Below are 24,804 nucleotides of genomic sequence, written 5' to 3' on the forward strand. Positions count from 1 at the left end.
CATTATGATCCGACTCCAGAGCCTCACTTTACAGCGTGGTCCCCAGCGTCTGCTAGAAGACGCCGAAATGACCCTGCACCCCGGCCAGAAAGCCGGCCTGATCGGCGCCAACGGCGCCGGCAAGTCCAGCCTGTTCGCTTTGCTGCGCGGCGAACTCAGTGCAGACGCGGGCGACTGTCTGATCCCTGCCGACTGGCGCATTGCCCATATGCGCCAGGAGATCGACGCCGTCGAGCGCCAGGCGGTGGACTATGTGCTCGATGGCGATCTGCAGCTGCGCAAGGTGCAAGCCGAGCTGGCCATTGCCGAGGCCGTGCACGATGGCGTCGCGATTGCGCGCCTGCACACCGAGCTGGATAACCTCGATGGTTATGCCGCCGATGCCCGTGCGCGAAAATTGCTCGCCGGCCTGGGTTTTGAAAGTGCGCAGATGGATCGCCGCGTCGGCGACTTCTCCGGCGGTTGGCGCATGCGCCTGAACCTGGCCCAGGCATTGATGTGCCCGTCCGACCTGTTGCTGCTCGACGAGCCGACCAACCACCTGGATCTGGATGCGATCCTCTGGCTGGAGGGCTGGCTGCAGAGTTACTCCGGCACCTTGCTGCTGATTTCCCACGATCGCGATTTTCTCGATGCGGTGGTCGATCACGTCGCCCATGTCGAGCAGCGCAAGCTGACCCTGTATCGCGGCGGCTATTCGGCTTTCGAGCGCACCCGCGCCGAGCGCCTGGCCCAGCAGCAGCAAGCGTATGAGAAGCAACAGGTGCAGCGCGCGCACATGGAAAAGTACATCGCCCGCTTCAAAGCCCAGGCGACCAAGGCGCGCCAGGCGCAGAGCCGGATCAAGGCACTCGAGCGCATGGAAGAGCTGTCGGCGGCGCATGTCGACTCGCCGTTCGATTTCAGCTTCCGCGAGTCCGAGAAGATTTCCAGCCCGTTGCTGGATCTGAGCGAAGGTCGTCTCGGTTATGGCGACAAGGTGGTGCTGGAGCATGTCAAGCTGCAGCTGGCACCGGGCGCACGCCTGGGCTTGCTCGGACCCAACGGGGCTGGCAAATCGACTCTGATCAAGAACCTGGCGGGCGAGTTGCAGCCCATCGGTGGCCGCCTGCAGCTTGGCGAGAATCTGGTGGTTGGCTATTTTGCCCAGCACCAGCTCGATGCCCTCGACGACAAGGCCAGCCCGCTCCTGCATTTCCAGCGTCTGGCGCCGGGCGAACGTGAGCAGACCCTGCGCGACTTCCTCGGTGGCTTCGATTTCCGCGGCCCGCGCTGCGATGAACCCGTGCTGAATTTTTCCGGGGGCGAAAAGGCGCGTCTGGCCCTGGCATTGATCGCCTGGGGCAAGCCCAACCTGTTGCTGCTCGATGAGCCGACCAACCACCTCGACCTGGAGATGCGCCTGGCTCTGACCATGGCCCTGCAGGAGTTCTCCGGTGCGGTGGTGGTGGTGTCCCATGACCGGCATCTGCTCAAGAGCACCACCGATGAGTTCCTCCTGGTTGCCGATGGCCGGGTGCAGCCGTTCGATGGTGATCTCGAGGACTATGCGCGCTGGTTGAATGACTACCGGGTGAGGCAGGCGCCAGTCAGCAATGGCGAAGGCAACCTGGATAAAACCGACAAGCGTGCCCAGCGCCAGGCTGCGGCTGCGCTGCGCCAGCAGCTGGCGCCGCTCAAGCGCGAAGCCGACAAGCTGGAAAAAGAGCTCGGCCAACTGCATGTGAGCCTGGCTGCCGTGGAAGCCCGTCTGGGCGACAGGGGCATCTACGATGCCGCGAGCAAGAATCAGCTGCGCGATGCGCTGGCCGAGCAAGCCAGGTTGAAAAGCCGTGAAACCGACCTGGAAGAGCGCTGGCTGGAGGCGCTGGAAACCCTCGAGGCCTTGCAGGCTGAGTTGGAGGCGGCCGGTTGAGCGTCGGGCTATTCAACCCGCAATGGTTGAGCATCTACCGCGAGCCGCTGTTGTAGGCCGGCCAGGTGGTGCCGATTCTGCTGTTGGCGAGGTTGCAGCAACCTTTGCTGGCGCGTTGGTCTGGTCGTCGGTCGTGCCTGCAAACCGGGCGCCGCTGCCTCTGTGCAAGGTCCGCCGGACCTGGAGGCTGTCCGAGAATGGCAATCAACCTGCCAAAATCCCTCTTTTCGGGCAGGCTGCGAAGCGCCTGACTGGGCGCGGCCCGCGACAAGAGTTAGGCTAGAGCGCTTGCCAGTGTCCGCTGGCAGCCCTTCATCATTCTGTTCGAGGTATCGCCATGGCACTGGAAACCTGGCTTGCGTTCTTCGCCGCCTGTTGGCTGATCAGCCTGTCGCCTGGGGCGGGGGCCATTGCCTCGATGTCCGCCGGGTTGCAATACGGCTTCTGGCGCGGCTACTGGAATGCCCTGGGCCTGCAATTGGGCCTGGCACTGCAGATCGTCATTGTCGCCGCCGGGGTCGGGGCGATTCTTGCCGCATCGGAAGTGGCGTTCGGCCTGATCAAGTGGTTCGGCGTGGTCTATCTGGTGTACCTCGGCTATCGCCAGTGGCAGGCCTTGCCCAGCGATATGGCAGCGCAGACCGAGCGCCCGATCGGCCGGCCGCTGACTCTGGTCCTGCGCGGCTTCCTGGTGAACTTCAGCAACCCCAAGGCCATCGTCTTCATCCTTGCGGTGCTGCCGCAGTTTCTCGATCCGCAGGCGCCGTTGCTGGTCCAGCACCTGCTGATGGGCGTGACCATGATCGGCGTCGACCTGGTCGTCATGGCCGGTTACACCGGGCTGGCGGCGCGGGCGCTGCGGGCACTGCGTTCGCCGCGCCAGCAGCGCATCATGAACCGCACATTCGGTGCCCTGTTCGTCGGCGCAGCCGCGTTGCTGGCCACGGTGCGCCGTGCGCCGGTCTGAACGGGAGTCGTTGGTTGTGAATGAGCAAAGCGCCCAGATGCGAGTGTGGATAGATGCCGACGCCTGTCCCAAGGCGGCCAAGGATCAGGTGGTCAAGTTTGCCCTCAAGCGGCGCTTCGAGGTGCTGCTGGTGGCCGGCCAGGCGCAGGTCAAGCCGGCCTACGCCTGCGTGCGGCTGATTGTGGTGCCTAGCGGTCCGGATGCGGCGGATGACTATCTGGTCGAGCACGCCGTGCCTGGCGAGCTGGTCATTTGCAGCGATGTGCCGCTGGCCGACCGTCTGGTGAAGCAGGGCGTCGCCGCTCTCGATCCGCGCGGCAAGGAGTTCGACGAGGGCAACATGGGAGAGCGCCTGGCGGTGCGCAACCTGTTTACCGACCTGCGCGAGCAGGGTCAGGTCGGCGGTGGTCAGGGACCCTATGGCGAACGCGAACGGCAGGCATTTGCCAACTCGCTGGATCGTATTCTGACTCGCTTGATGCGCAACTGAAGCCCGGCCGCGCCGGCTTCAGCCGCTCCAGGCAGAAGGATGGGTTGAGCGGCCCATCCTTGTCTCTCGACTATTGCCTCCCAAAGAGACGACAGTCCCCGGCAGAGCATCGGGGGAGGGGCAGGGAGAACGGTCTAGCCGCACAGGTAGGTGCCGGTGCCGACCGCCACCAGAGTGCCGTCATCGCTGTGCAGTTCGCTGCGCACCACCGCGACCTTGTTGCCGGAACGCAGCAGCATGGCGCTGGCCGTGAAGTGCTGGCCGCGACCGGGGCGCAGGTAGTCGATGCGCAGGTCGATGGTGCCCAGCTTGGACAGTCGCACCATGCGTTCTGCGCTGGACAGGTGCTGGTGCTTGTCGAAAGCGCCGATCAGCGCCATGGCGCCACCGGCGACATCCAGCAGCGCTGAGATGACCCCGCCATGCAGGATGCCGTGGACGAAGTTACCGATCAGCTCGGGCTTCATCGGCAGGTGCATGGTCACCTGCTGCGGACTCAGTTCGCCAAGTTGAATACCCAGCATCTGGTTGAACGGGATGCGCTGAAAAAAGCCGCTCACGGCCTGATGCAGTTCCTGGGTGAGCTCGAGAGATGGGGTGGTCATGGCGCCTGCCTTTGCGAGATTTCACTCACGCTGCAGCAGACCGGCCCGCTTGGCCAGAGGCGCGGCAGGCGTGCCGCGCGCATTGGCGGGTTTGGCCTAGACGTGGGTCAGTTCGAGTACCCGGTCGACCAGCTTGTTGATGCCCGAGGCCGCCTCACTGATTGACTGGGCGAGCATGTAGGCGGGCGTGGTGACCAGCTTGTGGGTGTGATCCTCGACAATGTCGCTGACCTCGCACTCGTGGTGGATGGCGCCCATCTGCGTCAGGGCGTCGGTGGTTTCCTGATCGTTGCCGATGGTGCAGACCACGCCGTGGCCGAATATTTTTGCCGCCAGGACCGGGGCGATGCACATCAGGCCGACCGGTTTGCCGGCCTTGACGAAGGCCTGGGTGGCGCTCAGTACGTCGGGCTGCACCGTGCAGTTGGCGCCGGCGAGGACGAAGTCGGAGAGGTTCTTGGCCACGCCAAAGCCGCCGGGCATGATCAGGGCGTCGAAATCGTCGACATGCAGTTCGCGGACGTCCTTGATCTTGCCGCGCGCAATGCGGGCAGCCTCCACCAGGACGTTGCGCGTCTCGTCCATTTCATCGCCGCTGTAATGATCGACCACATGCAGTTGTTGCACGTTCGGCGCAAAGCATTGCACCTCGGCGCCGCGCTGGTCGAGGCGCAGCAGGGTGATCACGCTTTCATGGATCTCGGCGCCGTCGTAAGCACCGCAACCGGAAAGAATCACCGCTACTTTTCTGTTCATTGAGAACTCCTGATCACTGGGCTGAGTCAAGGTGGCTATGCAGATTATGGCTGGTCTGCGGCCGATCCTCGACAAGTTGAATGGGGTGAATGGCTGTGTAGGTCGGGCGCATCATCATCGGCCTGGGCAGGTTGTCGTCAAATGCTACTCAGGTTGGCATGGGGCGTCGCGAAAGACTCGATACGCCAAGGTCAGGATCCTGCCGCTAATCCTAGCCGCTGGGCTTTGCCAGCGATATGGGCCCGGAATGAATAAAAGTGATATCCGCTTGGGCTGGATGCTGGCTCATCGCCAGGGCTCTGCGGGCCGGATGGCGCCGGCGGGGAGGCTCAATGCGCCGAGCGGCGCAGGCGCTGGCGTAGCCAGAAACCCAGGGCGATCAGCAGCAGCGCGCCGAAGACATACAGTTGGTAGCGGCGGAAGTCGCCGAGGAGGGTTTCCAGCGCCGCGCCCAGGTGATAGGCCGCCAGACCCAGGCCGGTAGCCCAGATGGCCACGCCGATGGCGTCCAGCAGCAGGTAGCGTCGCCATGAGTAGCCGGACAGGCCGATGGCCAGGGGCATCACCGTGCGCATGCCGTAGATGAAGCGAAAGCCCAGTACCCACAAATCCGGATGCCGGCGCAGGAGCAGCAATGCCTTGTCACCCAAGCCCTGCCAGTGCGGCCGGCGGGCGAGGATGCGGCGGCCGTGGCGGCGACCGAGGAAATACCACAGCTGGTCGCTGGCGTAGGTGCCGCAGAAGGCGAACAGCACCACCAGTTCGATGCTCAGGTAGCCGCGCAGAGCCAGATACGCCGCCAGCAGCAGCGACATCTCGCCCTCGAGAAAGGTACCAAGCAGTACTACGGGATAGCCAAATTGCTGCAGAAGATGTTCGAGCATGGTGGCGGCCGAAGGATCAGGCGCCCAGCCTACTCCCTTGCGTCGCTGGGGAAAACGGCGCATCGCTCGACGCCGGTGAGCCTGGTGGTCACAATATCGGCAGGCTGGCGCGACGCATTGGCGCAGTATTGCCTGTGGTTGTCATCATTTGGTCATAATGGTGGCTTATAACTGTCACGCTCGCCCGTTCGTGCGGGCTATGGAGTCTGCTGTGAGCTTTACCCCTGCCAATCGCCTGTTTCCTGCCACGCGCCTGCGGCGCAATCGCCGCGATGACTTTTCCCGGCGCCTGGTGCGCGAGAATCGGTTGAGCGTCGACGACCTGATTCTGCCGGTGTTCGTCCTCGACGGTGACAACCGCCGTGAGGCAATCGCCTCGATGCCGGGCGTCGAGCGTCTGTCCATCGACCTGCTGCTGCAGGAGGCGGAGAAGTGGGTGGCCCTGGGGATCCCGGCGCTGGCGCTGTTTCCGGTGACGCCGCTGGAGAAAAAGTCTCTGGACGCTGGCGAGGCCTGGAACCCCGAGGGCATCGCCCAGCGCGCGATTCGCGCCCTGCGTGCCCGTTTTCCGGAGCTGGGCATCATCAGCGATGTGGCCCTGGATCCCTTCACCACCCACGGCCAGGACGGCATCCTCGACGAAGATGGCTACGTGCAGAACGACGTCACCGTCGACGCCCTGGTCAAACAGGCGTTGTCGCATGCCGAGGCCGGTGCCCAGGTGGTCGCACCCTCGGACATGATGGACGGTCGGGTGCAGGCGATCCGCGAGACCCTGGAACTGGCCGATTTTGCCAATGTGCGCATCATGGCCTACTCGGCCAAGTACGCCAGCGCCTACTACGGCCCGTTCCGCGATGCGGTGGGCTCGGCAGCCAATCTGGGCAAGGCCAACAAGGCCAGCTACCAGATGGATCCGGCCAACGGTGACGAGGCGCTGCATGAAGTGGCCGCCGACCTGGCCGAAGGCGCCGACATGGTGATGGTCAAACCGGGCATGCCCTATCTGGACATTCTCTGGCGGGTCAAACAGGAATTCCGGGTGCCAACTTTTGTCTACCAAGTCAGTGGCGAGTACGCCATGCATATGGCCGCGATCCAGAATGGCTGGTTGAGCGAAGCGGTGATTCTCGAGTCGTTGACCGCTTTCAAACGTGCCGGTGCCGATGGCATCCTTACCTATTTCGCCGTTCGCGCGGCACAATTGTTACAGCAGGGGCACTAGTCCCGCCAGGACGATCCAATGACTACCGAAGGACTCACCCCGAGCGAATTGCAGACTGCCGAAGCGGTCGTCGCCGAACTGCCAGCGGAAATCCTGCCGCCGATCGAAGCGCCCGTGCCCGTGCCCACGCCGGCACCGCCCATGGTGGTGCCAAGCCTGGACGACAGCAGCCTGTATATCCACCGCGAGTTATCGCAGTTGCAATTCAATATCCGCGTGCTGGAGCAGGCGCTGGATGAGTCCTACCCGTTGCTGGAGCGACTGAAGTTTCTGCTGATTTTTTCCAGCAACCTGGATGAGTTCTTCGAGATCCGTGTCGCCGGCTTGAAGAAGCAGATCAACTTCGCCCGCGAACAGGCCGCTGCCGATGGCTTGCAGCCGCATCAGGCGCTGGCGCGGATTTCCGAGCTGGCACACGAGCAGGTCAGCCGGCAGTATGCGATTCTCAACGACACCCTGTTGCCGGCGCTGGAAAAGCACCAGGTGCGCTTCATCCGCCGGCGTCACTGGAACACCAAGTTGAAGGCCTGGGTGCGTCGCTACTTCCGCGACGAGATCGCACCGATCATCACGCCGATCGGCCTGGACCCGACCCACCCGTTCCCCTTGCTGGTGAACAAGAGCCTGAACTTCATCGTCGAGCTGGAAGGCATCGATGCCTTCGGCCGCGATTCGGGCCTGGCGATCATTCCGGCGCCGCGCCTGCTGCCGCGGATCATCAAGGTGCCGGAGGAGGTTGGCGGCCCCGGCGACAACTACGTGTTTCTCTCTTCGATGATCCACGCCCATGCCGACGACCTGTTCCAGGGCATGAAAGTCAAGGGCTGCTACCAGTTCCGTCTGACCCGCAACGCCGACCTGTCGGTGGACACCGAGGACGTCGAGGACCTGGCTCGCGCCCTGCGCGGCGAGCTGTTCTCGCGGCGTTACGGCGATGCGGTGCGCCTGGAGGTGGTCGACACCTGCCCGCGGCCGCTGCTCGATTACCTGCTCAAGCAGTTCAGCCTGAGCGAGAGCGAGCTGTACCGGGTCAGCGGTCCGGTCAACCTGACCCGCCTGTTCAGCATCACCGGCCTGGCCAGTCACCCGGAGTTGCAATATCCGCCGTTCACCCCGGTGATCCCCAAGCTGCTGCAGAACAGCGACAACATCTTCAGCGTGATCAGCAAGCAGGACATTCTCCTGCTGCACCCGTTCGAGTCCTTCACCCCGGTGGTCGATCTGCTCCGTCAGGCGGCGAAAGACCCGCATGTGCTGGCGATCAAGCAGACCCTCTACCGCAGCGGCGCCAATTCGGAAATCGTCGATGCGCTGGTCGAGGCCGCGCGCAACGGCAAGGAAGTCACCGCGGTGATCGAACTGCGTGCCCGCTTCGATGAGGAGTCCAACCTGGCCCTTGCCAGTCGCCTGCAGGCGGCCGGTGCGGTGGTGATCTACGGCGTGGTCGGTTTCAAGACCCACGCCAAGATGATGCTGGTTTTGCGTCGCGAGAGCGGCGAGATCGTCCGCTACGCACACATGGGCACCGGCAACTACCATGCCGGCAACGCCAAGCTGTACACCGACTACAGCCTGCTCACCGCCGATGTGGCGCTGGGCGAGGACGTGGCGAAGATGTTCAGCCAGCTGATCGGCATGGGCAAGACCCTGCGCATGAAGAAGCTGCTGCATGCGCCCTTCACCCTGAAGAAAACCCTGCTCGACCTGATCGCCAAGGAAACCGCCCAGGCCAGCGAGGGCAAGCCGGCGCACATCATCGCCAAGTTCAATTCGTTGACCGACGCGAAGATCATCCGCGCGCTGTACAAGGCCAGTCAGACCGGGGTGCGCATCGATCTGGTGGTGCGCGGCATGTGCTGCCTGCGTCCGGGTATTCCGGGGGTGTCGCATAATATCCAGGTGCGCTCGATCATCGGCCGCTTCCTCGAGCACACGCGGGTGTTCTATTTCCTCAACGAGGGCGAGGAGAAGATCTACCTGTCCAGCGCCGACTGGATGGAGCGCAACCTGGACAAGCGCGTCGAGACCTGTTTCCCGGTGGAAGGCAAGAAGCTGATCACGCGGGTGAAGAAGGAGCTGGAGGCCTACCTGACCGACAACACCCAGAGCTGGGTGCTGCAGCCGGACGGTCGCTATGTGCGCAGCAGCCCGACCGGCAACCAGAACCCGCGCAGCGCGCAGGCCGGGTTGCTGGAGAAATTGACCGTGCCGCTGGTCAGCGCACGCTGAGTTCGACGCCTATGCGCTTGAGCCAGCCCGCTTCCTGAGTGAAATCCGCTTGGGTCAGCGGGTTGGCCGCCAGCCAGTCTTCGGGAAAGACGATTTCCAGGCTCTGCGCGCTGGCCTGCAGCTGAACCTTGGGCATCGCCTGGGTGCCGCGGATGTGATGGAAGAGGATGGCGAAGCGCAGCAGTACGCACAGGCGGATCAGCTTGATGCCTTCGTCACCGAATTCACCGAGTTTGTCCTTGGGAATGTTGCGCCGGTGGCCGCGAACCAGCAGGGCGAGCATCTGCTGATCCATGCGTGAGAAACCGGCCAGGTCGGAGTGCTCGATCAGGTAGGCGCCGTGCTTGTGATACTGGTAGTGGGCGATGTCCAGCCCCAGTTCATGTACCCGTGCGGCCCAGATCAGCAGCTCGCGATGCCACTCGTCGCCCAGTTCCCAGCTGTCTGCCACCTGATTGAGCGCCTCCAGGGCCTTGTGCTCGACCCGGGCGGCCTGCTCCAGGTCGACGTGGTAGCGCTCCATCAGCGCGCTCAGGGTGCGCTGGCGCACATCCTCGTGATGGTGGCGGCCGAGCAGGTCATAGAGCACTCCTTCGCGCAGGGCGCCTTCGGAGTGCGACATGCGCTCGAGCTCGCAGGCGTCGAAAATCGCTTCGAGAATGGCCAGGCCCGCGGGGAATATCCCGCGTCGATCGGGTTTGATGCCGCCGAGGTCGAGCTTGTCCACGTCGCCGAGCTTGAACACCTTGCGTTTGAGCCAGGCCAGACCGTCCGGGTTGATCTCTCCCGTGCCCAGGCCGGCGGCCTGGATCGCCAGGCCTATGGCCTTGATGGTGCCGGACGCACCAACCGCATCCTGCCAGCCGAGCCTGCGCAGGGCATGTTCGATGCCCATTATTTCCAGGCGGGCCGCGGTATAGGCCTGGGCGTAGCGGGCCGGGGTGATCTTGCCGTCCTTGAAGTAGCGCTGGGTGTAGCTCACGCAGCCCATCTGCAGGCTCTCGCGCAGCAAGGGCTCGAAGCGCTGTCCAATGATGAATTCGGTACTGCCGCCGCCGATATCGGCGACCAGGCGCTTGCCCGGGGTGTCGGCAATGCTGTGGGACACACCGAGGTAGATCAGTCGTGCTTCTTCGCGGCCGGAGATGACTTCGACCGGATGGCCGAGGATTTCCTCGGCGCGGCGGATAAATTCGCCGCGATTGTGCGCCTCGCGCAGGGCATTGGTGCCGACCACGCGCACCGCCCCCTCCGGCAGGCTGGCGGTCAGTTGGGCGAAGCGGCGCAGGCAGTCGAGCCCGCGCTGCATGGCGGCCTCGTCGAGCAGGCGCAGTTCATCGATACCGGCGGCCAGTTGTACCTTGTCGCCCAGGCGTTCGAGGATGCGCAGCTCGCCGTGATCGGCCTTGGCCAACACCATGTGGAAGCTGTTGGAGCCCAGGTCGATGGCTGCAATCAAGGGAAATGACTCTGCAGGGGTATGCGGCATGATGGGGGCTGTCTCGATACAGAACGCAGACATCCTGCCACGATAGGTGGGGTACGCCAACGCATACTGATGTCGCAGGCCGTTGTCTTGCGCTGGGCCGCCCGGCGGTTCGCCGCTCCAGGCGTGGGGTAGCTGAGCCCGTGCTGCCGGGTGGCAAAGCCTGTTACAGAGGCTGCGCGGGCGCCTTGCGCGGTCCAGGCCCTGTAGTTTCTGGTTTGAGTTGCGCAAACCTTGACCAAGGCCTATAGATAAGCTCAATTGCGCCCGACTTCCTGTGTCGGGAAAGCCGGGCTATGATGTCGACCATCTTTTGCTTCCGAACACGGAGACTTTCCATGAGCGAATTCATCACCAATGTCAGCGACGCCAGTTTCGACCAGGACGTCATCCAGGCCGAGGGTCCGGTGCTGGTCGACTACTGGGCTGAGTGGTGCGGCCCGTGCAAGATGATTGCCCCCGTACTCGATGAGATCGCCCAGACCTACCAGGGCAAGCTGAAAGTCTGCAAGCTGAACATCGACGAAAACCAGGACACTCCGCCCAAGTACGGCGTGCGTGGCATCCCGACCCTGATGCTGTTCAAGAACGGCAACGTCGAAGCGACCAAGGTCGGCGCGCTGTCCAAGTCGCAGCTGGCGGCCTTCCTCGACAGCAATATCTAAGCTGTTGAACCGATGATAAGCCCCGCTAATTGCGGGGTTTTTTCTGTCTGGGTGCTGGACGTGCCGCTAAAACCGGTGTTACATTCGGCCTCGCTGCATTTCCTATGCCGCCCCCTGCAAGCCGTTGTCGACGCATTCCTACGCGAATACCTTCGAAGCACGCTGGCGATCCAATCGTCTTTATAGCGGCACGGCCTCCCAAGCTGAATAGCTTATTTCCCCCTCCTTCATGATTACGTCATTCCCTATGAATCTGACCGAACTCAAGCAAAAGCCGATCACCGAACTGCTGGAACTCGCCGAACAGATGGGCCTGGAAAACATGGCTCGTTCGCGCAAGCAGGACGTGATTTTCTCGCTGTTGAAAAAACACGCTAAAAGCGGTGAGGAAATCTCCGGTGATGGCGTGCTGGAGATTCTCCAGGACGGTTTCGGCTTTCTCCGCTCCGCGGATGCCTCGTACCTCGCCGGCCCCGATGACATCTATGTCTCGCCGAGCCAGATCCGCCGCTTCAACCTGCGTACCGGCGACACCATCGTCGGCAAGATCCGCCCGCCGAAAGAAGGCGAGCGTTATTTTGCGCTGCTCAAGGTTGATACGATCAACTACGATCGCCCGGAAAACGCCAAGAACAAGATCCTCTTCGAAAACCTGACGCCGCTGTTCCCCACCAAGCGTCTGGTCATGGAGGCCGGTAACGGTTCCACCGAAGACATCACCGGCCGCATCATTGACCTCTGCGCCCCGATCGGCAAGGGCCAGCGCGGTCTGATCGTCGCACCGCCGAAAGCCGGCAAGACCATCATGCTGCAGAACATCGCGGCCAACATCATGCGCAACAACCCCGAGTGCCACCTGATCGTCTTGTTGATCGACGAGCGCCCGGAAGAAGTGACCGAAATGCAGCGCACCGTGCGCGGCGAAGTGGTCGCTTCCACCTTCGACGAGCCGCCGACCCGCCACGTGCAGGTCGCCGAAATGGTGATCGAGAAGGCCAAGCGCCTGGTCGAGCACAAGAAGGACGTGGTCATTCTGCTCGACTCCATCACTCGTCTGGCGCGTGCCTACAACACCGTGATCCCGAGCTCCGGCAAGGTCCTCACCGGTGGTGTCGACGCCCACGCCCTGGAGAAGCCGAAGCGCTTCTTCGGTGCCGCGCGCAACATCGAGGAAGGCGGTTCGCTGACCATCATCGCCACCGCGCTGGTGGAAACCGGCTCGAAGATGGACGAAGTGATCTACGAAGAATTCAAGGGCACCGGCAACATGGAACTGCCCCTGGACCGTCGTATCGCCGAGAAGCGCGTATTCCCCGCGATCAACATCAACCGCTCCGGCACCCGCCGCGAAGAGTTGCTGACCGCCGAGGACGAGCTGCAGCGCATGTGGATTCTGCGCAAGCTGCTGCATCCGATGGACGAAATCGCCGCCATCGAGTTCCTTATCGACAAGCTGAAAGCGACCAAGACCAACGAAGAGTTCTTCATGTCGATGCGCCGCAAGTAAGCCACGCGAGTCGCACAAAAGCCGGGGAAACCCGGCTTTTGTATGTCCGCGTACTGCCGTTCCTTCTGAATAACCCGGTTCGGCGCTAAACTTTGCGCCCCGACTGGCACGCCCGACACGAGGCTCCTGCATGCAGTATCGCGACCTGCGCGACTTTATCCGCGGCCTGGAACAGCGCGGCGAACTCAAGCGCATCCAGGCGCCGGTTTCGCCCGTGCTGGAAATGACCGAAATCTGCGACCGCACCCTGCGCAAGGGCGGTCCGGCGCTGCTGTTCGAAAACCCCACGGGCTTCGATATGCCGGTGCTCGGCAATTTGTTTGGCACGCCCAAGCGGGTGGCGTTGGGCATGGGCGCGGAAGAGGTCAGTGAGCTGCGCGAGATCGGCAAGCTGCTGGCGTTTCTCAAGGAGCCCGAGCCACCGAAAGGCCTGAAAGACGCCTGGTCGAAGCTGCCGATTTTCCGCAAGGTGTTGGCCATGGCGCCCAAGGTGCTGAAAGACGCGCCCTGCCAGGAAGTGATCGAGGAGGGCGACGACGTCGACCTCGGCAAGCTGCCGGTGCAGACCTGCTGGCCAGGCGATGTCGGCCCGCTGATCACCTGGGGCCTGACCGTGACCAAGGGACCGAACAAGGAACGGCAGAACCTCGGCATCTACCGCCAGCAGGTGATCGGTCGCAACAAGCTGATCATGCGTTGGCTCAGCCACCGCGGTGGCGCCCTGGATTTCCGCGACTGGTGCGAGAAGTACCCGGATCGTCCCTACCCGGTGGCGGTAGCTCTGGGCGCCGATCCGGCGACCATTCTCGGCGCCGTCACCCCGGTGCCCGACAGCCTGTCCGAGTATGCCTTCGCCGGCCTGCTGCGCGGCCATCGTACCGAGTTGATCAAGTGCCGCGGCAGCGAACTGCAGGTCCCGGCCAGCGCCGAAATCGTCCTCGAAGGGGTGATCCACCCCGGCGAGATGGCCGATGAAGGCCCCTACGGTGACCACACCGGCTACTACAACGAGGTGGATCGCTTCCCGGTGTTTACCGTCGAGCGCATCACCCGCCGGCAAAAGCCGATCTACCACAGCACCTATACCGGACGGCCGCCGGATGAGCCGGCGATCCTCGGGGTGGCATTGAATGAAGTCTTCGTGCCGATCCTGCAGAAGCAGTTCCCGGAGATCACCGACTTCTACCTGCCGCCGGAAGGCTGCTCCTACCGCCTAGCGGTGGTGACCATCAAGAAGCAGTACCCGGGCCATGCCAAGCGCGTAATGCTAGGTGTCTGGTCGTTTTTGCGACAGTTCATGTACACCAAGTTCGTCATAGTCACCGACGACGACATCGATGCGCGCGACTGGAACGACGTGATCTGGGCCATCACCACGCGCATGGACCCCAAGCGCGATACTGTGTTGATTGACAACACGCCGATCGACTACCTGGATTTCGCCTCGCCGATCTCCGGTCTGGGTAGCAAGATGGGCCTGGATGCCACCCACAAATGGCCGGGTGAAACCAGTCGCGAATGGGGCCGGGCGATCGTTCAGGATGAGGCGGTCAAGCGTCGGGTCGACGAGCTCTGGGCGCAGTTGGGGATCGACTGATGACTATTTTTGGATGGCTTGGTCGCGAATCTGTTCGCGACCGCGGCGCGCAGATGATCGCGAATAAATTCGCTCCTACAGGGCGTGGCGTATGAAAGTGACCTTGCAACCCTCAGGTGCCGTACTCGACGTCGAGCGTGGCGAACGCATTCTCGATGCGGCGCGCCGGCTCGGTTACGACTGTCCACAGAGCTGTCGCAACGGCAACTGCCATGTTTGCGCAGCCCTGCTGGTCAACGGCCGGGTGCGCCAGGCGGGTCAGTCCCATGAGCATGGCGAGGTGTTTGCCTGCCTGGCCGAGCCCGAACAGGAGTGTGTGCTGCTCTGGGATGGGGTGCTGGCGCCTGGCGAGCTGCCGACGCGCGAGCTGAACTGCCAGCTGGTCGAGTGCCACGACGCCGGTGGCGACGTGTTTCGCGTACGCCTGCGCGCGCCGGCCGGCAAACTGCCGCGTTATCACGCCGGCCAGTACCTCTTGCTGCAGCGTGCGGATACCGAGTTTTCGGCTTTTTCCCTGGCCTCGGCGCCGCAGTCCGGGCGTGAGCTGGAGCTGCATATCCTGGCGCGTGACCCGTCCAGTATCGCGGTCATCGAGCACCTGCGCGGGCAGGGTTTCGCGCGGATACAGATGCCGTTTGGCGACACCCACCTGGCCGAGCTGCCGGACGGCCCGCTGGTGTTGATCGCCGCCGGTACCGGCATGGCGCAGATGCGCAGCCTGATCGAGCACTGCCGTGCTGCCGGCTTCCCTCACCCCGTGCACCTGTACTGGGGCGCGCGTCGGCCGGAAGACTTCTATGAGCTGCCCTGCTGGGCCGAGTGGCAGTCGTTGCCCAACCTGTTCCTGCATCGGGTGGTCAGCGACCAGTGTGGCTGGCAGGGCCGTTGTGGCATGTTGCACGAGGCGGTGCGCGAGGACTTCGTCGACCTCAAGCCGCTGCATGTGTATGCCAGCGGCTCGCCGAGCATGGTCTACGCAACCCTGGACGCCTTGGTCGAGGCGGGCATGGACGCCCGGCAGATGCGCGCCGACGTTTTCGCCTACGCGCCGCGGGGCTGATCAACGGCCATGAAAAAGCTGCCCGAGGGCGGCTTTTCCGTAGGGTGCGCTGCGTGTTCAGCGATATTTCTGCGTAGGGCTGATGGTGCGCACGGTGCACCTTACCGGTTGATGTCTCAGCGAACCCTGACCACCACCTTGCCCACTGCCTTGCGCTGGCCGAGGGTGTCGATCGCCGCAGCGGCCTGCTCCAGCGGGAAGGTCTGCGACACCAGCGGCTTGAGCTTGCCTTCGGCATGCCAGGCGAACAGCTGTTGGAAGTTGGCGGCGTTGTCCTGCGGCTGGCGCTGGGCGAACGAGCCCCAGAACACCCCGACCACCGCGGCACCCTTGAGCAGGGCCAGGTTGACCGGCAGTTCGGGGATGCGTCCGCTGGCGAAGCCCACCACCAGCAGGCGGCCATTCCAGGCGATGCAACGGATGGCCTGATCGAACAGGTCGCCACCTACCGGGTCGTAAATCACGTCGGCGCCCTGGCCACCGGTCAGGCGTTTGATTTCATCCTTCAGGTTGCTGTCGCTGTAGTTGATCAACTCGTCGGCACCGGCAGCCTTGGCTACTTCGAGTTTCTCTGCGCTGCTCGCCGCGGCAATCACCCTGGCGCCCATGGCCTTGCCGATTTCCACTGCCGCCAGACCCACGCCGCCGGAGGCGCCGAGTACCAGCAGGGTCTCACCCGGCTGCAGGTTGGCGCGCTGCTTGAGCGCGTGCATCGAGGTGCCGTAGGTCATGCCAAAGGCGGCGGCACTGGTGAAGTCCATGCCCGCGGGGATAGGTATGACGTTGTAGCCCGCTACCGCGACCTGTTCGGCAAAGCTGCCCCAGCCGGTCAGGGCCATCACCCGGTCGCCGACTTTCAGGTGGCTGACTTTCTCGCCTACCGCCGCCACCACGCCTGCGGCTTCACCGCCGGGGGAGAAGGGGAGAGGCGGCTTGAACTGGTACTTGCCCTCGATGATCAGGGTGTCGGGGAAGTTGACCCCGGCGGCGTGCACCTCGAGCAGCACTTCGTTGGCCTTGGCGACGGGGCTGGCGATTTCTTCCAGGACCAGGGTTTCGGCGGGGCCGAAGGCTTTGCACAGCACAGCTTTCATCGGGCTTTTCCTCTGCGGATGATGGACTGGGGTCTGTTGAGGTTTCGTGCCTTGCCGCGCGCAAAAAAAACAGGCGCCCGCGCAGCGCAATGAAACCCCCAACAGCCCTTCGCAGTGTTAGAGGCGAGGGGGTGTCGGTCAACGAGCATGGTCGCGTCTGATGGCGCTGTATAAGTATGGGCGTTTTTTCACGCGTGCCGGGGCTTGGGCTGGGGCCCGGCTATGGCTATGCTAGGCGCCCCTGTGGAGGAATACCCCCTGTGAAAGTCTGGATCGCACTGTTGTTGGCCCTGTCCCTGCCCGTGATGGCGCTCGCCGAGGAAGCGGAGAAAAAACCGGAAGAGGGCGCACCGCCAGCGGTTGCCTACGTCAGTCTTACGCCGGCGCTGGTGGGCAATTTTGGTACGGGTCCAAAACTCAAGTTCTACAAGGCGGATATCGCCCTGCGGGTCAGCGGTGCTGCAGCCGAGGGCAAGGTCAAGCACCACGAGCCGTTGATTCGCAATCAGCTGGTGATGCTGTTTTCCCAGCAGACCGAGGAGAGCATAGCTGCGGCCGGAGCCAAGGAAGTGCTGCGCCAGGAAGCGCTCAAGCAGGTGCAGGACATCCTGACTCAGGAGGAAGGCCAGCCGCTGGTGGACGACCTGTTGTTCAACAACCTGATCATTCAGTGACGCCAGCGCGTAGCGCCGCAGCGGACGATTGCAGGCGGTCGCAGTAGGCAGGAGTTTCCCTCAGTCTCTCAGGCCGCGTCCCGCCAGACGCAGATGCGGTTGCGGCCCTCGTGCTTGGCGCGGTAAAGCGCCTGGTCGCAGTGCGCGACCAGCAGGTCCGGCGATTCGCCGCTGCCCGGCTCGGCAACCGCCAGGCCGATGCTCAGGGTCAGGCGCCCCATCGGGCTGCCCGGGTGGGCGAGGTTCAGCGCTTCGAGTCGTTGCTGTACCCGTGAGGCGACGTGCATGCCGCCCTCCAGGCCGGTATCGGCGAGGATGATCGCGAACTCCTCGCCGCCGTAGCGGCAGGCACTGTCGCCCTCGCGCTGCAGGCTCGTGCGCAAGACGTCCGAGACCTGGCGTAGCGCATCGTCGCCGGCCAGATGGCCGAGCCGGTCGTTGTAGCTCTTGAAGTAATCGATATCCAGCATCAGCAGCGTCAGCGAGGCGCCCTGGCGGCGCAAGCGGCGCCACTCGCTGTTGAGTTGGCTGTCGAAAAAGCGCCGGTTGTACAGGCCGGTCAATCCGTCCTGCTGCGACAGGCGTTGCAGTTGTGCTTCGAGCTGCAGGCGTTGGCTGTTGTCGCGGGTTACCCCGATCAGGTATTCGTGGTCGTTGACCAATACCAGTTGTGCGCTGATCTCCGCGGCTTGTTCGCTGCCGTCGCGACGGCGCATCTTCTGCTGGAAGATGGTCGATAGCTGGTCCTGCTGGGCCTGGCGCACGCCCTCCAGCCAGTCGTGGTAACCCGGCAGCAACTGTTCCGGATCCTGCTTGAGCAGTTCGCGGAAGGCCTCTGCGCTGTAGCCCAGGCTGTTGTAGGTGGCCTGGTTCATGTGCAGGATGTCGCGGTTCTGCGGGTCGATGATGAACAGGCCGTCGTGGCTGGAATCGGTCAGGTCGAGTACCAGTTGCAGGCGTTCACGACTGTCGCGCAGTACTTGCTCGATCTTTGCGCGTTGCTCGAGTTCTTCGCTCAGGCGCCGGTTGCCGGTTTGCAGGGCGCTGGCGCGCCGCGCGTTGCCCAGCGCCAGGCCAATGGCTGCGACCAACAGCAGGCTGATGGTCAGGCTGGCGCCGAGGACGACTTGCGGTAGGGGCGTAGCCAGTCGCTGCACCAGCTGCCCGGTTGGTTTGAGGCGCAGGGTAAAGTTCTGGTTGTTCAAGAGATCCAGCGGCACCTCCAGCTGCAGGGTGTCGAGGGCATCGGGCTGTTCTTGGCTGTAGATCGGTCGGCCCGCTTCCAGCAGATAGGCGCTGAAGTCGTGGCTGTCGGAGTGGCTGAGCAGTTCGTCCATCAGCCCCTCGACGCGAAACACCCCTTGCAGGAAACCATCGAAGACCCGCTCGTTGTGCGCGTTATGGACATACAGCGGGGTGTAGAGAATAAGGCCGCGGCCACCCTGGAGCAGGACGAAGCTGTTGGAGAAGCGCGGTTCGCCCGAGGCCTTGGCCTGTATCGCCAGGTTGAAGTTGGGGTGCGCCGGGGTCAGGCGGAATTGCTGGGCCGCTTCGTTGCCCTGCAGAGGTTCGATCCAGCGCATGCGGAGGTCGGCATCGAGCCATTGGATGGCCTGGTAGCCCTTGAACCGTTCGAGCGAGAAGCGGCTGTCGAGCAGCCATTCTTCCACCGGTATGCGCCCACGGTGATTCCACAGCAGGGCAATGCGGCGTAGGTCGTTGACCTGCTCGTGCAGGCTGGTTTCCAGTTGCCGGGCGAGGCTGCGCGCCTGATAGTCGACGCGTTCGGCGACGCGCGCCTGCTGTGCGATCAGCAGTCGCTGCCAGAGCAGCAGGCTGATCAGGCACAGGCCCAGCAGCAAGGCCGCAAGCGCCAGGCGAGCTGGCCAGGGGGACTGAGAGCGCGGCGGCATGAGTGAGGTCCGTGGGCGGTTCACTTACCTCATAGCACAGTGCCGGTGCCCAGTGCCAGAGCCGGCTCAGCGCAGCGCTAGGATCGCCGCCCACTGCTCGGCACTGACCGGCATCACCGACAGGCGACTGCCTTTGTGCACCAACGGCAGTTCCAGCAAGGCGCTTTGCCCCTTCAGCGTGGCCAGCGGGATGACCCTGTCGAAGGCTTCGACAAAGGTCACGTCGATCGCGCTCCAGGGGTTTTTCTCGCGGCTGGCCTTGCTGTCGAAGTAATGGCTGTCGGGGTCGAGCGCCGTCGGGTCGGGGTAGGCGGGGCTGCTGATGCAGGCGATGCCGGCGATGCCCGGCTCGGGGCAGCTGGAGTGATAGAAGAGAAAGTGCTCGCCGGCCTGCATGTTGCGCAGAAAGTTGCGCGCCTGGTAATTGCGTACCCCATCCCAGCGGGCTTGGCCGAGGCGTTGCAGGTCGTGGATGGAGAATTCAGCGGGTTCCGATTTCATCAGCCAATTGGGCATGAACTTTGCTCCGTAAAAACGGTCCTTGCTGCGGACTGATGGTCGTACATGCAGCTGGCGACCGTTTGGCGCCAGAAATTGCTTGATTGTAAGCGCTGGCAGACAATGCCGGCCTTTGCGCCAGACAGTTTGTACGACCGATAAAAATAAAACCGCCGGTCCACCGTGCGCAGCATGCCTTGAAGGGGGAGGCATCCGATGAAACGCAAACCAGATCTATTGTGGGTATTAGTCATCCTGTTCAGCCTGGGCGTGGTTACTACGGGTTACACCCAGAGCCAGTGGGAGCGCCAGGGCGATATGCCTGTTAACGTCTCCCCACAACCTTGACCCGCTTGCTCGATCCGCCATGTGCCGCAGGGATCGCGGTGCCGCCAGCACTTTTCAGTACCACGCCCTGTCCGTCACCGTCGCCTTGAGCGGCACATCCCAGCTGGCCAGCGCCAGTCGATCCACCTGCTGACATTCATGGGCCAGGCCCAATAGGGTCGGGTTGTGCCATTTTTTGCGCACTCCTCGATACGCCAGGCTGCGGTCGTAAAAACCGCCGCCCATGCCGATGCGTCCGCCGTGGCGGTCGAAGCCGACCAGCGGCAACAACACCAGGTCCAGTGCCCATACCTTGCGTTGCTGCGCGCGGTTATGTCTCGGCTCGGGGATGCGGAAGCGATTGGGTTTCATGATCTCGTGCGGGCGCACGCGCTGAAACACCATCTTGGTGCGCGGCCAGGGGTTGAGGACCGGCAGGTAGGTGGCTTTGCCGCGACGTTGGGCGGCGCGTAACAGCGGGCGGGGGTCGATTTCGCCATCGTTGGGCAGGTACAGGGCGATGTGTCTGGCGCGCCGAAACAACGGGTGTTGCGCCAATTGCCGATACAGCTGCCGCGCAGCTCGGCGTTGCGCCAGGGGGCTGAGGGCGCGGCGCTTTTGCCGCAGCAGGCGGCGTAGTTGCGGGCGGGTCAGGCTGGCGGAGTCGAGCATGATCAGGCGCAGAACCTGTTGCCGACAGTGGGCAATAGGTAGGAAAAAAAGACTCCCCGGCGTGCCGCTGTCGGCTTAGCCCTTGAACCCGAAAGTTCAAGGTGGAGGTTGCAGGAGGCGTTAAGGCTTTCCGTCAGGCGGACATGCACACCGGCCCCAACATGCAACCCCCGGGTTTGTGCGTATCGGCTCAGGGACATCACCAACTGGCGCACACCCCAGGGAGTGGCGGCCAGTATACCTGAATCCGCCGCGACGTAATCAGGCGCCTTTGTCATCGGTATCGTTGGCCAATGCATGGTCGACGCGCTCGAGCAGGCTGCGCACATGGTCGCGGGTCGAGGTCGTTTGTTGATCCAGGTTCTGTTGTTTGTGCAGCAGATCGTTGGTGATATTCAGCGCGGCCATCACCGCTATGCGGTCGGCGCCGATGACTTTGCCGCTGCTGCGGATCTCGCGCATCTTGCCGTCCAGATAGCGCGCGGCGCTTTCCAGGTTGCTGCGTTCGTCCGGTGGACAGGCGATGCAATATTCTTTGTCGAGGATATGCACGGTAACGGTATTCGACTGGGTCATGAGTCCTGCTCCAGGGCCTTGAGGCGCGAAATCATGGATTCGACCTTGTGCCGGGCCATTTCGTTCTTTTCGATCAGATGGGCGCGCTCCTCGCGCCAGGCCTGTTCATTGGCCAGGAGAACCCGATTGTGGGCCTTGAGCTGCTCGACGCGCTGGATCAGCTGCTCCAGCTTGGTCGTGAGGGCGTGCAGGTCGACGTCTTCCATGGGGTCTCGCTAAGGCAAGGATTGACCGGACTTATAGGCTTGTCCCTGAAAGAGGTCAAACCTTGCGCCGGCCTTTGATGGTCTTGGCGCGCCTGCCGGTGCTAGGATACGAAGCCTTCATTCTAGTGATTGCGCCGCTTGGCGCCTAGTGATCTATGCCGACTTCAAGTTCTCCTTATACCGCTTTCGCCGCGCTGCTCGCCAGCAGCGGTCATCCCGTTTCCCCTGCAGAACTGCATGGCCTGCTGCTGGGCCGCAGCTGTGCCGGTGCCGGCTTCGATATTGATGCCTGGCTGGTGGATGCTGCCGAGCTGCTCGGCGGTGCGCCGCAAGACAACGTGCGCCAGGCGTTGATTGGCTTGCAGGAGATGGTCAAGGGGGAGTTGTGCGGTGACGAGATCACCGTGGTGCTGCTCCTGCCGTCCGATGAAGCACCGCTCGCCGAGCGTGCCGCGGCCATTGGCCAGTGGTGCCAGGGCTTTCTCGGCGGCTTCGGCCTGACCGCGCGCGACAGCGCCTTGAGCGCCGAGGCCATGGAAGTGCTGCAGGATCTCTCGGCCATCGCCCAGGTACAAAATGCCCTGGACGAGTCCGAAGACGGCGAGAACGACTACATGGAAGTGATGGAATACCTGCGGGTTGCCCCACTGCTGCTGTTCAGCGAATGCAGCAAGCCTGTGGCCGCGGCCGCCAAACCGTCACTGCACTGAGAGGCTGTGAAAAAATCGCTTGCCTGCTGCGACCGTCGCCGGGCGGCACTCTCGCGACGGCCTTCGTTTTTTCACAGCCTATGATTTATTTCACGCCAGAAGAAGTGGACCCAACCTGCCCATGATCAGCATCCCCAAGTCGGAATACGCCCGTCGGCGCAAGGCGCTGATGGCGCAGATGGAACCCAACAGCATCGCCATCCTGCCGGCGGCGCCGGTGTACATCCGCAATCGCGACGTCGAGCACGTCTACCGCCAGGACAGCGACTTTCAGTACCTCTCCGGCTTTCCCGAGCCGGAGGCGGTGATCGCCTTGATTCCCGGTCGCGAACATGGCGAATATGTGCTGTTTTGCCGCGAACGTGATCCCGAGCGCGAGCTGTGGGATGGCCTGCGCGCTGGCCAGGACGGCGCGATCGGCCAGTACGGCGCCGACGATGCCTTCCCCATCGGCGATATCGACGACATCCTCCCCGGCCTGATCGAAGGCCGCGAGCGGGTCTACTACGCCATGGGCACCAACCAGGAGTTCGATCGCCACCTGATGGACTGGATCAACGTGATCCGCTCCAAGGCGCGCCAGGGTGCACAGCCGCCGAACGAATTCGTCGCCCTCGATCACCTGCTGCACGATATGCGCCTGTACAAGTCGGCCGCCGAGGTCAAGGTGATGAAGGAGGCCGCGCAGATTTCCGCACGCGCCCATATCCGCGCCATGCAGGCCAGCCGCGTGGGGCTGCATGAGTTCCACCTGGAAGCCGAGCTGGACTACGAATTCCGCAAGGGCGGGGCGAAGATGCCGGCCTACGGCTCGATAGTCGCGGCCGGCAGGAATGCCTGCATCCTGCACTACCGCGAGAACGACGCGCCGCTCAAGGACGGTGACCTGGTGCTGATCGACGCCGGCTGCGAGATCGACTGCTATGCCAGCGACATCACCCGCTGCTTTCCGGTCAACGGCAAGTTCTCGCCCGAGCAGAAGGCCATTTACGAGCTGGTGCTGGCCGCCAACGAGGAAGCCTTCAAGCATATCGCGCCCGGCAAACACTGGAACGAAGCCCATGAGGCCACGGTCCGGGTGATCACCGCCGGGCTGGTCGAGCTGGGCCTGCTGCACGGCGAGGTCGACGAGCTGATCGCTGCCGAGGCCTACAAACCCTTCTACATGCATCGCGCCGGCCACTGGCTGGGTATGGACGTGCACGACGTCGGCGATTACAAGATCGGTGGCGAGTGGCGGGAGCTGGAAGTCGGCATGGCCATGACCGTCGAACCGGGCATCTACATCGCCGTGAACAACACCAAGGTGGCGAAGAAATGGCGTGGTATCGGTGTGCGCATCGAAGATGACGTGGTAGTGACCAGGAGCGGTTGCGAGGTGCTCTCCCTGGGCGTACCGAAAACCGTCACCGAGATCGAGGCGCTGATGGCCGCCGCGCCGACAGTGGCGGCCTGAACCCATGCAGCGAGTCGATCTGGCAATCATCGGCGGCGGCCTGGTCGGCGCCAGTCTGGCCCTGGCCCTGCAGGGCGAGGCCAGGGCGCGCGGCTGGCAGATCAGCCTGATCGAACCCTTCGCCCCGGGCGAAGGCTATCAGCCGAGCTACGATGCCCGCTCCACCGCGCTGTCCTACGGCACGCGGCTGATCTACCAGCGCCTGGGGCTATGGCAGGCCATCGCTGAGCGCGCCGAGCCGATTCGACAGATTCATGTGTCCGACCGTGGCCGCTTTGCCGCGGCACGCCTGAGCGCCGCGGAAGAGGGTGTGCCGGCGCTGGGCTATGTGGTGGAAAACGCCTGGTTGGGCCAGTGTCTGTGGCAGGCCCTGGATCAGCAGGTGGTCAGTTGGCGCAGCCCGGCGCAGGTGGCCCGCCTGGACGCGCTGGAGAGCGGTTATCGACTGACCCTGGACGATGAGTCCAGCCTGGAGTGTGACCTGGCGATTCTGGCCGACGGTGGCCGTTCCGGCCTGCGCGAACAGCTGGGTATCGGCGTCAGCCACAGGCCCTATGGCCAGAGTGCGCTGATTGCCAATATCAGTCCGCAGGACGATCACCAGGGTTTGGCCTTCGAGCGCTTTACCGAAGACGGACCTATGGCCATGCTACCGCTGGCCGACAAGCGCTGTGCGCTGGTCTGGACCCGTCCAACGGCTGACGCCGAGCGCTTGCTGCAGCTGGATGAGGCACGCTTTCTCGATGAGTTGCAGCAGGCCTTTGGTTACCGCCTCGGCGCCTTGCGTCAGGTCGGTGCGCGGCACCTGTACCCGCTGACGCTGACCGAGGCCGAAGAGCAGGTGCGTTCCCATCTGGTGGTGCTCGGCAATGCTGCGCACAGCCTGCACCCGATTGCCGGGCAGGGCTACAACCTGTCGCTGCGCGACACCCTGGCGTTGGCCGAGACGCTATTGGCCAGTAGCGCGCCGCTGGGCGATCTGGCGACCTTGCAGGGTTATCTGCAGCGGCAACGGGTCGACCAGCAATTGACCGTGGGCTTTTCCGATCGGGTCACCCGCCTGTTCAGCAGTGGCCAGCCGCTGCTGGCCGCCGGACGTGGCCTGGGCCTGCTGAGTCTGGATCTGCTGCCGCCGGCCAAGCGCTGGTTCGCCCGCCAGGCCATGGGCCTGGGTACTCGCGACCTATGAGGGCGGGCCGCCGCAACCGGTTGGCTCAAGCCTGGACAGGCAGCTGCCGCGGCAGCAGAGGCATGCCCGGTCACCGTTCAATTCGCGTTGGTTCAATTAAGGA

23 protein-coding genes and 1 other RNA gene are annotated in these 24,804 nt (G+C 63.5%); 13 read left to right on the forward strand and 11 right to left on the reverse strand.

Features of this window, described 5'->3' with window-relative positions; genetic code table 11:
• The first annotated feature begins 4 nt into the window (after positions 1–4).
• The 3 genes from R3355_RS15885 (at position 5) to R3355_RS15895 (ending at position 3,372) form a co-directional block, all read left to right on the forward strand.
• Positions 5–1,915, forward strand: coding sequence for an ATP-binding cassette domain-containing protein (locus R3355_RS15885; protein ID WP_318962051.1), 1,911 nt, complete (start codon positions 5–7; stop codon positions 1,913–1,915).
• 337 nt (positions 1,916–2,252) lie between these two features.
• A complete protein-coding gene (locus tag R3355_RS15890) occupies positions 2,253–2,882 on the forward strand; it encodes a LysE family transporter (RefSeq protein WP_318947267.1) in 630 nt (209 codons plus the stop codon).
• 37 nt (positions 2,883–2,919) lie between these two features.
• The gene (locus R3355_RS15895) at positions 2,920–3,372 is read left to right on the forward strand and encodes a YaiI/YqxD family protein (protein WP_318947268.1); all 453 of its coding nucleotides are present in this window, start codon (positions 2,920–2,922) and stop codon (positions 3,370–3,372) included.
• A 134-nt stretch (positions 3,373–3,506) separates the two neighbouring features.
• On the opposite strand, the gene R3355_RS15900 is transcribed toward R3355_RS15895, so the two are convergent.
• From R3355_RS15900 to R3355_RS15910, 3 genes are all read right to left on the reverse strand, one after another.
• Positions 3,507–3,977, reverse strand: coding sequence for a thioesterase family protein (locus tag R3355_RS15900; RefSeq protein ID WP_318962052.1), 471 nt, complete (start codon positions 3,975–3,977; stop codon positions 3,507–3,509).
• Between the two features lie 96 nt (positions 3,978–4,073).
• Positions 4,074–4,733: an isoprenoid biosynthesis glyoxalase ElbB gene (elbB, locus tag R3355_RS15905; protein WP_318962053.1), complete on the reverse strand. Its 660-nt coding sequence runs from the start codon at positions 4,731–4,733 to the stop codon at positions 4,074–4,076.
• 329 nt (positions 4,734–5,062) lie between these two features.
• Positions 5,063–5,617, reverse strand: coding sequence for a DedA family protein (locus R3355_RS15910; RefSeq protein ID WP_318947271.1), 555 nt, complete (start codon positions 5,615–5,617; stop codon positions 5,063–5,065).
• A 211-nt stretch (positions 5,618–5,828) separates the two neighbouring features.
• On the opposite strand from R3355_RS15910, the gene hemB reads away from it, so the two are divergent.
• Both hemB and ppk1 read left to right on the forward strand, forming a co-directional pair.
• The gene (hemB, locus tag R3355_RS15915; protein ID WP_318947272.1) at positions 5,829–6,842 is read left to right on the forward strand and encodes a porphobilinogen synthase; all 1,014 of its coding nucleotides are present in this window, start codon (positions 5,829–5,831) and stop codon (positions 6,840–6,842) included.
• A gap of 18 nt (positions 6,843–6,860) precedes the next feature.
• Positions 6,861–9,071 carry a polyphosphate kinase 1 gene (ppk1, locus tag R3355_RS15920; protein ID WP_318962054.1) on the forward strand — a complete coding sequence of 737 codons (2,211 nt, stop codon included), beginning with the start codon at positions 6,861–6,863 and terminating at the stop codon, positions 9,069–9,071.
• Here the strand turns inward: ppk1 and ppx are convergent.
• Positions 9,058–10,560, reverse strand: coding sequence for an exopolyphosphatase (gene ppx / locus R3355_RS15925; protein WP_318962055.1), 1,503 nt, complete (start codon positions 10,558–10,560; stop codon positions 9,058–9,060). The genes ppk1 and ppx overlap by 14 nt on opposite strands.
• A 335-nt stretch (positions 10,561–10,895) precedes the next feature.
• Between ppx and trxA the strand changes: the two genes are divergently transcribed.
• From trxA to R3355_RS15945, 4 genes are all read left to right on the forward strand, one after another.
• Positions 10,896–11,222, forward strand: coding sequence for a thioredoxin TrxA (gene trxA / locus R3355_RS15930; RefSeq protein ID WP_079203790.1), 327 nt, complete (start codon positions 10,896–10,898; stop codon positions 11,220–11,222).
• Between the two features lie 247 nt (positions 11,223–11,469).
• A complete protein-coding gene (rho, locus tag R3355_RS15935; protein WP_318962056.1) occupies positions 11,470–12,729 on the forward strand; it encodes a transcription termination factor Rho in 1,260 nt (419 codons plus the stop codon).
• A 130-nt stretch (positions 12,730–12,859) separates the two neighbouring features.
• Positions 12,860–14,326, forward strand: a complete 1,467-nt coding sequence (gene ubiD / locus R3355_RS15940; protein WP_318950972.1) for a 4-hydroxy-3-polyprenylbenzoate decarboxylase — start codon at positions 12,860–12,862, stop codon at positions 14,324–14,326.
• 91 nt (positions 14,327–14,417) lie between these two features.
• Positions 14,418–15,386 carry a CDP-6-deoxy-delta-3,4-glucoseen reductase gene (locus tag R3355_RS15945; RefSeq protein ID WP_318962057.1) on the forward strand — a complete coding sequence of 323 codons (969 nt, stop codon included), beginning with the start codon at positions 14,418–14,420 and terminating at the stop codon, positions 15,384–15,386.
• Between the two features lie 116 nt (positions 15,387–15,502).
• Here R3355_RS15945 and R3355_RS15950 read toward each other — a convergent pair whose 3' ends face one another.
• A complete protein-coding gene (locus tag R3355_RS15950; protein ID WP_318962058.1) occupies positions 15,503–16,480 on the reverse strand; it encodes an NADPH:quinone oxidoreductase family protein in 978 nt (325 codons plus the stop codon).
• Positions 16,481–16,740: 260 nt separating this feature from the next.
• On the opposite strand from R3355_RS15950, the gene R3355_RS15955 reads away from it, so the two are divergent.
• The gene (locus tag R3355_RS15955; RefSeq protein ID WP_318950976.1) at positions 16,741–17,154 is read left to right on the forward strand and encodes a flagellar basal body-associated protein FliL; all 414 of its coding nucleotides are present in this window, start codon (positions 16,741–16,743) and stop codon (positions 17,152–17,154) included.
• 68 nt (positions 17,155–17,222) lie between these two features.
• On the opposite strand, the gene R3355_RS15960 is transcribed toward R3355_RS15955, so the two are convergent.
• The 6 genes from R3355_RS15960 to R3355_RS15985 form a co-directional block, all read right to left on the reverse strand.
• On the reverse strand, positions 17,223–19,067 hold the full coding sequence (locus R3355_RS15960) for a diguanylate cyclase (RefSeq protein ID WP_318962059.1): 1,845 nt from the start codon (positions 19,065–19,067) through the stop codon (positions 17,223–17,225).
• Positions 19,068–19,133: 66 nt separating this feature from the next.
• Positions 19,134–19,583 (reverse strand): EVE domain-containing protein, encoded by a 450-nt coding sequence (locus tag R3355_RS15965; RefSeq protein WP_318962060.1) that lies wholly within the window; start codon positions 19,581–19,583, stop codon positions 19,134–19,136.
• Between the two features lie 384 nt (positions 19,584–19,967).
• A complete protein-coding gene (locus tag R3355_RS15970; RefSeq protein ID WP_318950979.1) occupies positions 19,968–20,564 on the reverse strand; it encodes a 5-formyltetrahydrofolate cyclo-ligase in 597 nt (198 codons plus the stop codon).
• A 49-nt stretch (positions 20,565–20,613) separates the two neighbouring features.
• A non-coding RNA gene (ssrS, locus tag R3355_RS15975) (6S RNA) lies at positions 20,614–20,792 on the reverse strand.
• Positions 20,793–20,825: 33 nt separating this feature from the next.
• Positions 20,826–21,140, reverse strand: coding sequence for a cell division protein ZapA (locus R3355_RS15980; RefSeq protein WP_318951496.1), 315 nt, complete (start codon positions 21,138–21,140; stop codon positions 20,826–20,828).
• Positions 21,137–21,346, reverse strand: a complete 210-nt coding sequence (locus R3355_RS15985) for a TIGR02449 family protein (protein ID WP_318951495.1) — start codon at positions 21,344–21,346, stop codon at positions 21,137–21,139. Before R3355_RS15985 ends, R3355_RS15980 begins: the two co-directional genes overlap by 4 nt.
• Before the next feature lie 155 nt (positions 21,347–21,501).
• Between R3355_RS15985 and R3355_RS15990 the strand changes: the two genes are divergently transcribed.
• The 3 genes from R3355_RS15990 (at position 21,502) to ubiH (ending at position 24,701) form a co-directional block, all read left to right on the forward strand.
• Positions 21,502–22,056 carry a YecA family protein gene (locus R3355_RS15990; RefSeq protein WP_318951494.1) on the forward strand — a complete coding sequence of 185 codons (555 nt, stop codon included), beginning with the start codon at positions 21,502–21,504 and terminating at the stop codon, positions 22,054–22,056.
• 121 nt (positions 22,057–22,177) lie between these two features.
• Positions 22,178–23,512, forward strand: a complete 1,335-nt coding sequence (gene pepP / locus R3355_RS15995) for a Xaa-Pro aminopeptidase (protein WP_318962061.1) — start codon at positions 22,178–22,180, stop codon at positions 23,510–23,512.
• Between the two features lie 4 nt (positions 23,513–23,516).
• Positions 23,517–24,701 (forward strand): 2-octaprenyl-6-methoxyphenyl hydroxylase, encoded by a 1,185-nt coding sequence (gene ubiH / locus R3355_RS16000; protein ID WP_318962062.1) that lies wholly within the window; start codon positions 23,517–23,519, stop codon positions 24,699–24,701.
• Positions 24,702–24,804: the final 103 nt, after the last annotated feature.

This window comes from Pseudomonas sp., from assembly GCF_033723075.1.
Taxonomy (GTDB): domain Bacteria; phylum Pseudomonadota; class Gammaproteobacteria; order Pseudomonadales; family Pseudomonadaceae; genus Aquipseudomonas.

What these genes read in the sequence shown, in the direction of transcription:
- R3355_RS15885 (WP_318962051.1), top strand. Translation starts at nt 5, where the DNA reads ATGATCCGACTCCAGAGCCTCACTTTACAGCGTGGTCCCCAGCGTCTG.
- R3355_RS15890 (WP_318947267.1), top strand. Translation starts at nt 2,253, where the DNA reads ATGGCACTGGAAACCTGGCTTGCGTTCTTCGCCGCCTGTTGGCTGATC.
- R3355_RS15895 (WP_318947268.1), top strand. Translation starts at nt 2,920, where the DNA reads ATGCGAGTGTGGATAGATGCCGACGCCTGTCCCAAGGCGGCCAAGGAT.
- R3355_RS15900 (WP_318962052.1), bottom strand. Translation starts at nt 3,977, where the DNA reads ATGACCACCCCATCTCTCGAGCTCACCCAGGAACTGCATCAGGCCGTG.
- elbB (WP_318962053.1), bottom strand. Translation starts at nt 4,733, where the DNA reads ATGAACAGAAAAGTAGCGGTGATTCTTTCCGGTTGCGGTGCTTACGAC.
- R3355_RS15910 (WP_318947271.1), bottom strand. Translation starts at nt 5,617, where the DNA reads ATGCTCGAACATCTTCTGCAGCAATTTGGCTATCCCGTAGTACTGCTT.
- ppk1 (WP_318962054.1), top strand. Translation starts at nt 6,861, where the DNA reads ATGACTACCGAAGGACTCACCCCGAGCGAATTGCAGACTGCCGAAGCG.
- ppx (WP_318962055.1), bottom strand. Translation starts at nt 10,560, where the DNA reads ATGCCGCATACCCCTGCAGAGTCATTTCCCTTGATTGCAGCCATCGAC.
- trxA (WP_079203790.1), top strand. Translation starts at nt 10,896, where the DNA reads ATGAGCGAATTCATCACCAATGTCAGCGACGCCAGTTTCGACCAGGAC.
- rho (WP_318962056.1), top strand. Translation starts at nt 11,470, where the DNA reads ATGAATCTGACCGAACTCAAGCAAAAGCCGATCACCGAACTGCTGGAA.
- ubiD (WP_318950972.1), top strand. Translation starts at nt 12,860, where the DNA reads ATGCAGTATCGCGACCTGCGCGACTTTATCCGCGGCCTGGAACAGCGC.
- R3355_RS15945 (WP_318962057.1), top strand. Translation starts at nt 14,418, where the DNA reads ATGAAAGTGACCTTGCAACCCTCAGGTGCCGTACTCGACGTCGAGCGT.
- R3355_RS15950 (WP_318962058.1), bottom strand. Translation starts at nt 16,480, where the DNA reads ATGAAAGCTGTGCTGTGCAAAGCCTTCGGCCCCGCCGAAACCCTGGTC.
- R3355_RS15960 (WP_318962059.1), bottom strand. Translation starts at nt 19,067, where the DNA reads ATGCCGCCGCGCTCTCAGTCCCCCTGGCCAGCTCGCCTGGCGCTTGCG.
- R3355_RS15965 (WP_318962060.1), bottom strand. Translation starts at nt 19,583, where the DNA reads ATGCCCAATTGGCTGATGAAATCGGAACCCGCTGAATTCTCCATCCAC.
- R3355_RS15970 (WP_318950979.1), bottom strand. Translation starts at nt 20,564, where the DNA reads ATGCTCGACTCCGCCAGCCTGACCCGCCCGCAACTACGCCGCCTGCTG.
- R3355_RS15980 (WP_318951496.1), bottom strand. Translation starts at nt 21,140, where the DNA reads ATGACCCAGTCGAATACCGTTACCGTGCATATCCTCGACAAAGAATAT.
- R3355_RS15985 (WP_318951495.1), bottom strand. Translation starts at nt 21,346, where the DNA reads ATGGAAGACGTCGACCTGCACGCCCTCACGACCAAGCTGGAGCAGCTG.
- R3355_RS15990 (WP_318951494.1), top strand. Translation starts at nt 21,502, where the DNA reads ATGCCGACTTCAAGTTCTCCTTATACCGCTTTCGCCGCGCTGCTCGCC.
- pepP (WP_318962061.1), top strand. Translation starts at nt 22,178, where the DNA reads ATGATCAGCATCCCCAAGTCGGAATACGCCCGTCGGCGCAAGGCGCTG.
- ubiH (WP_318962062.1), top strand. Translation starts at nt 23,517, where the DNA reads ATGCAGCGAGTCGATCTGGCAATCATCGGCGGCGGCCTGGTCGGCGCC.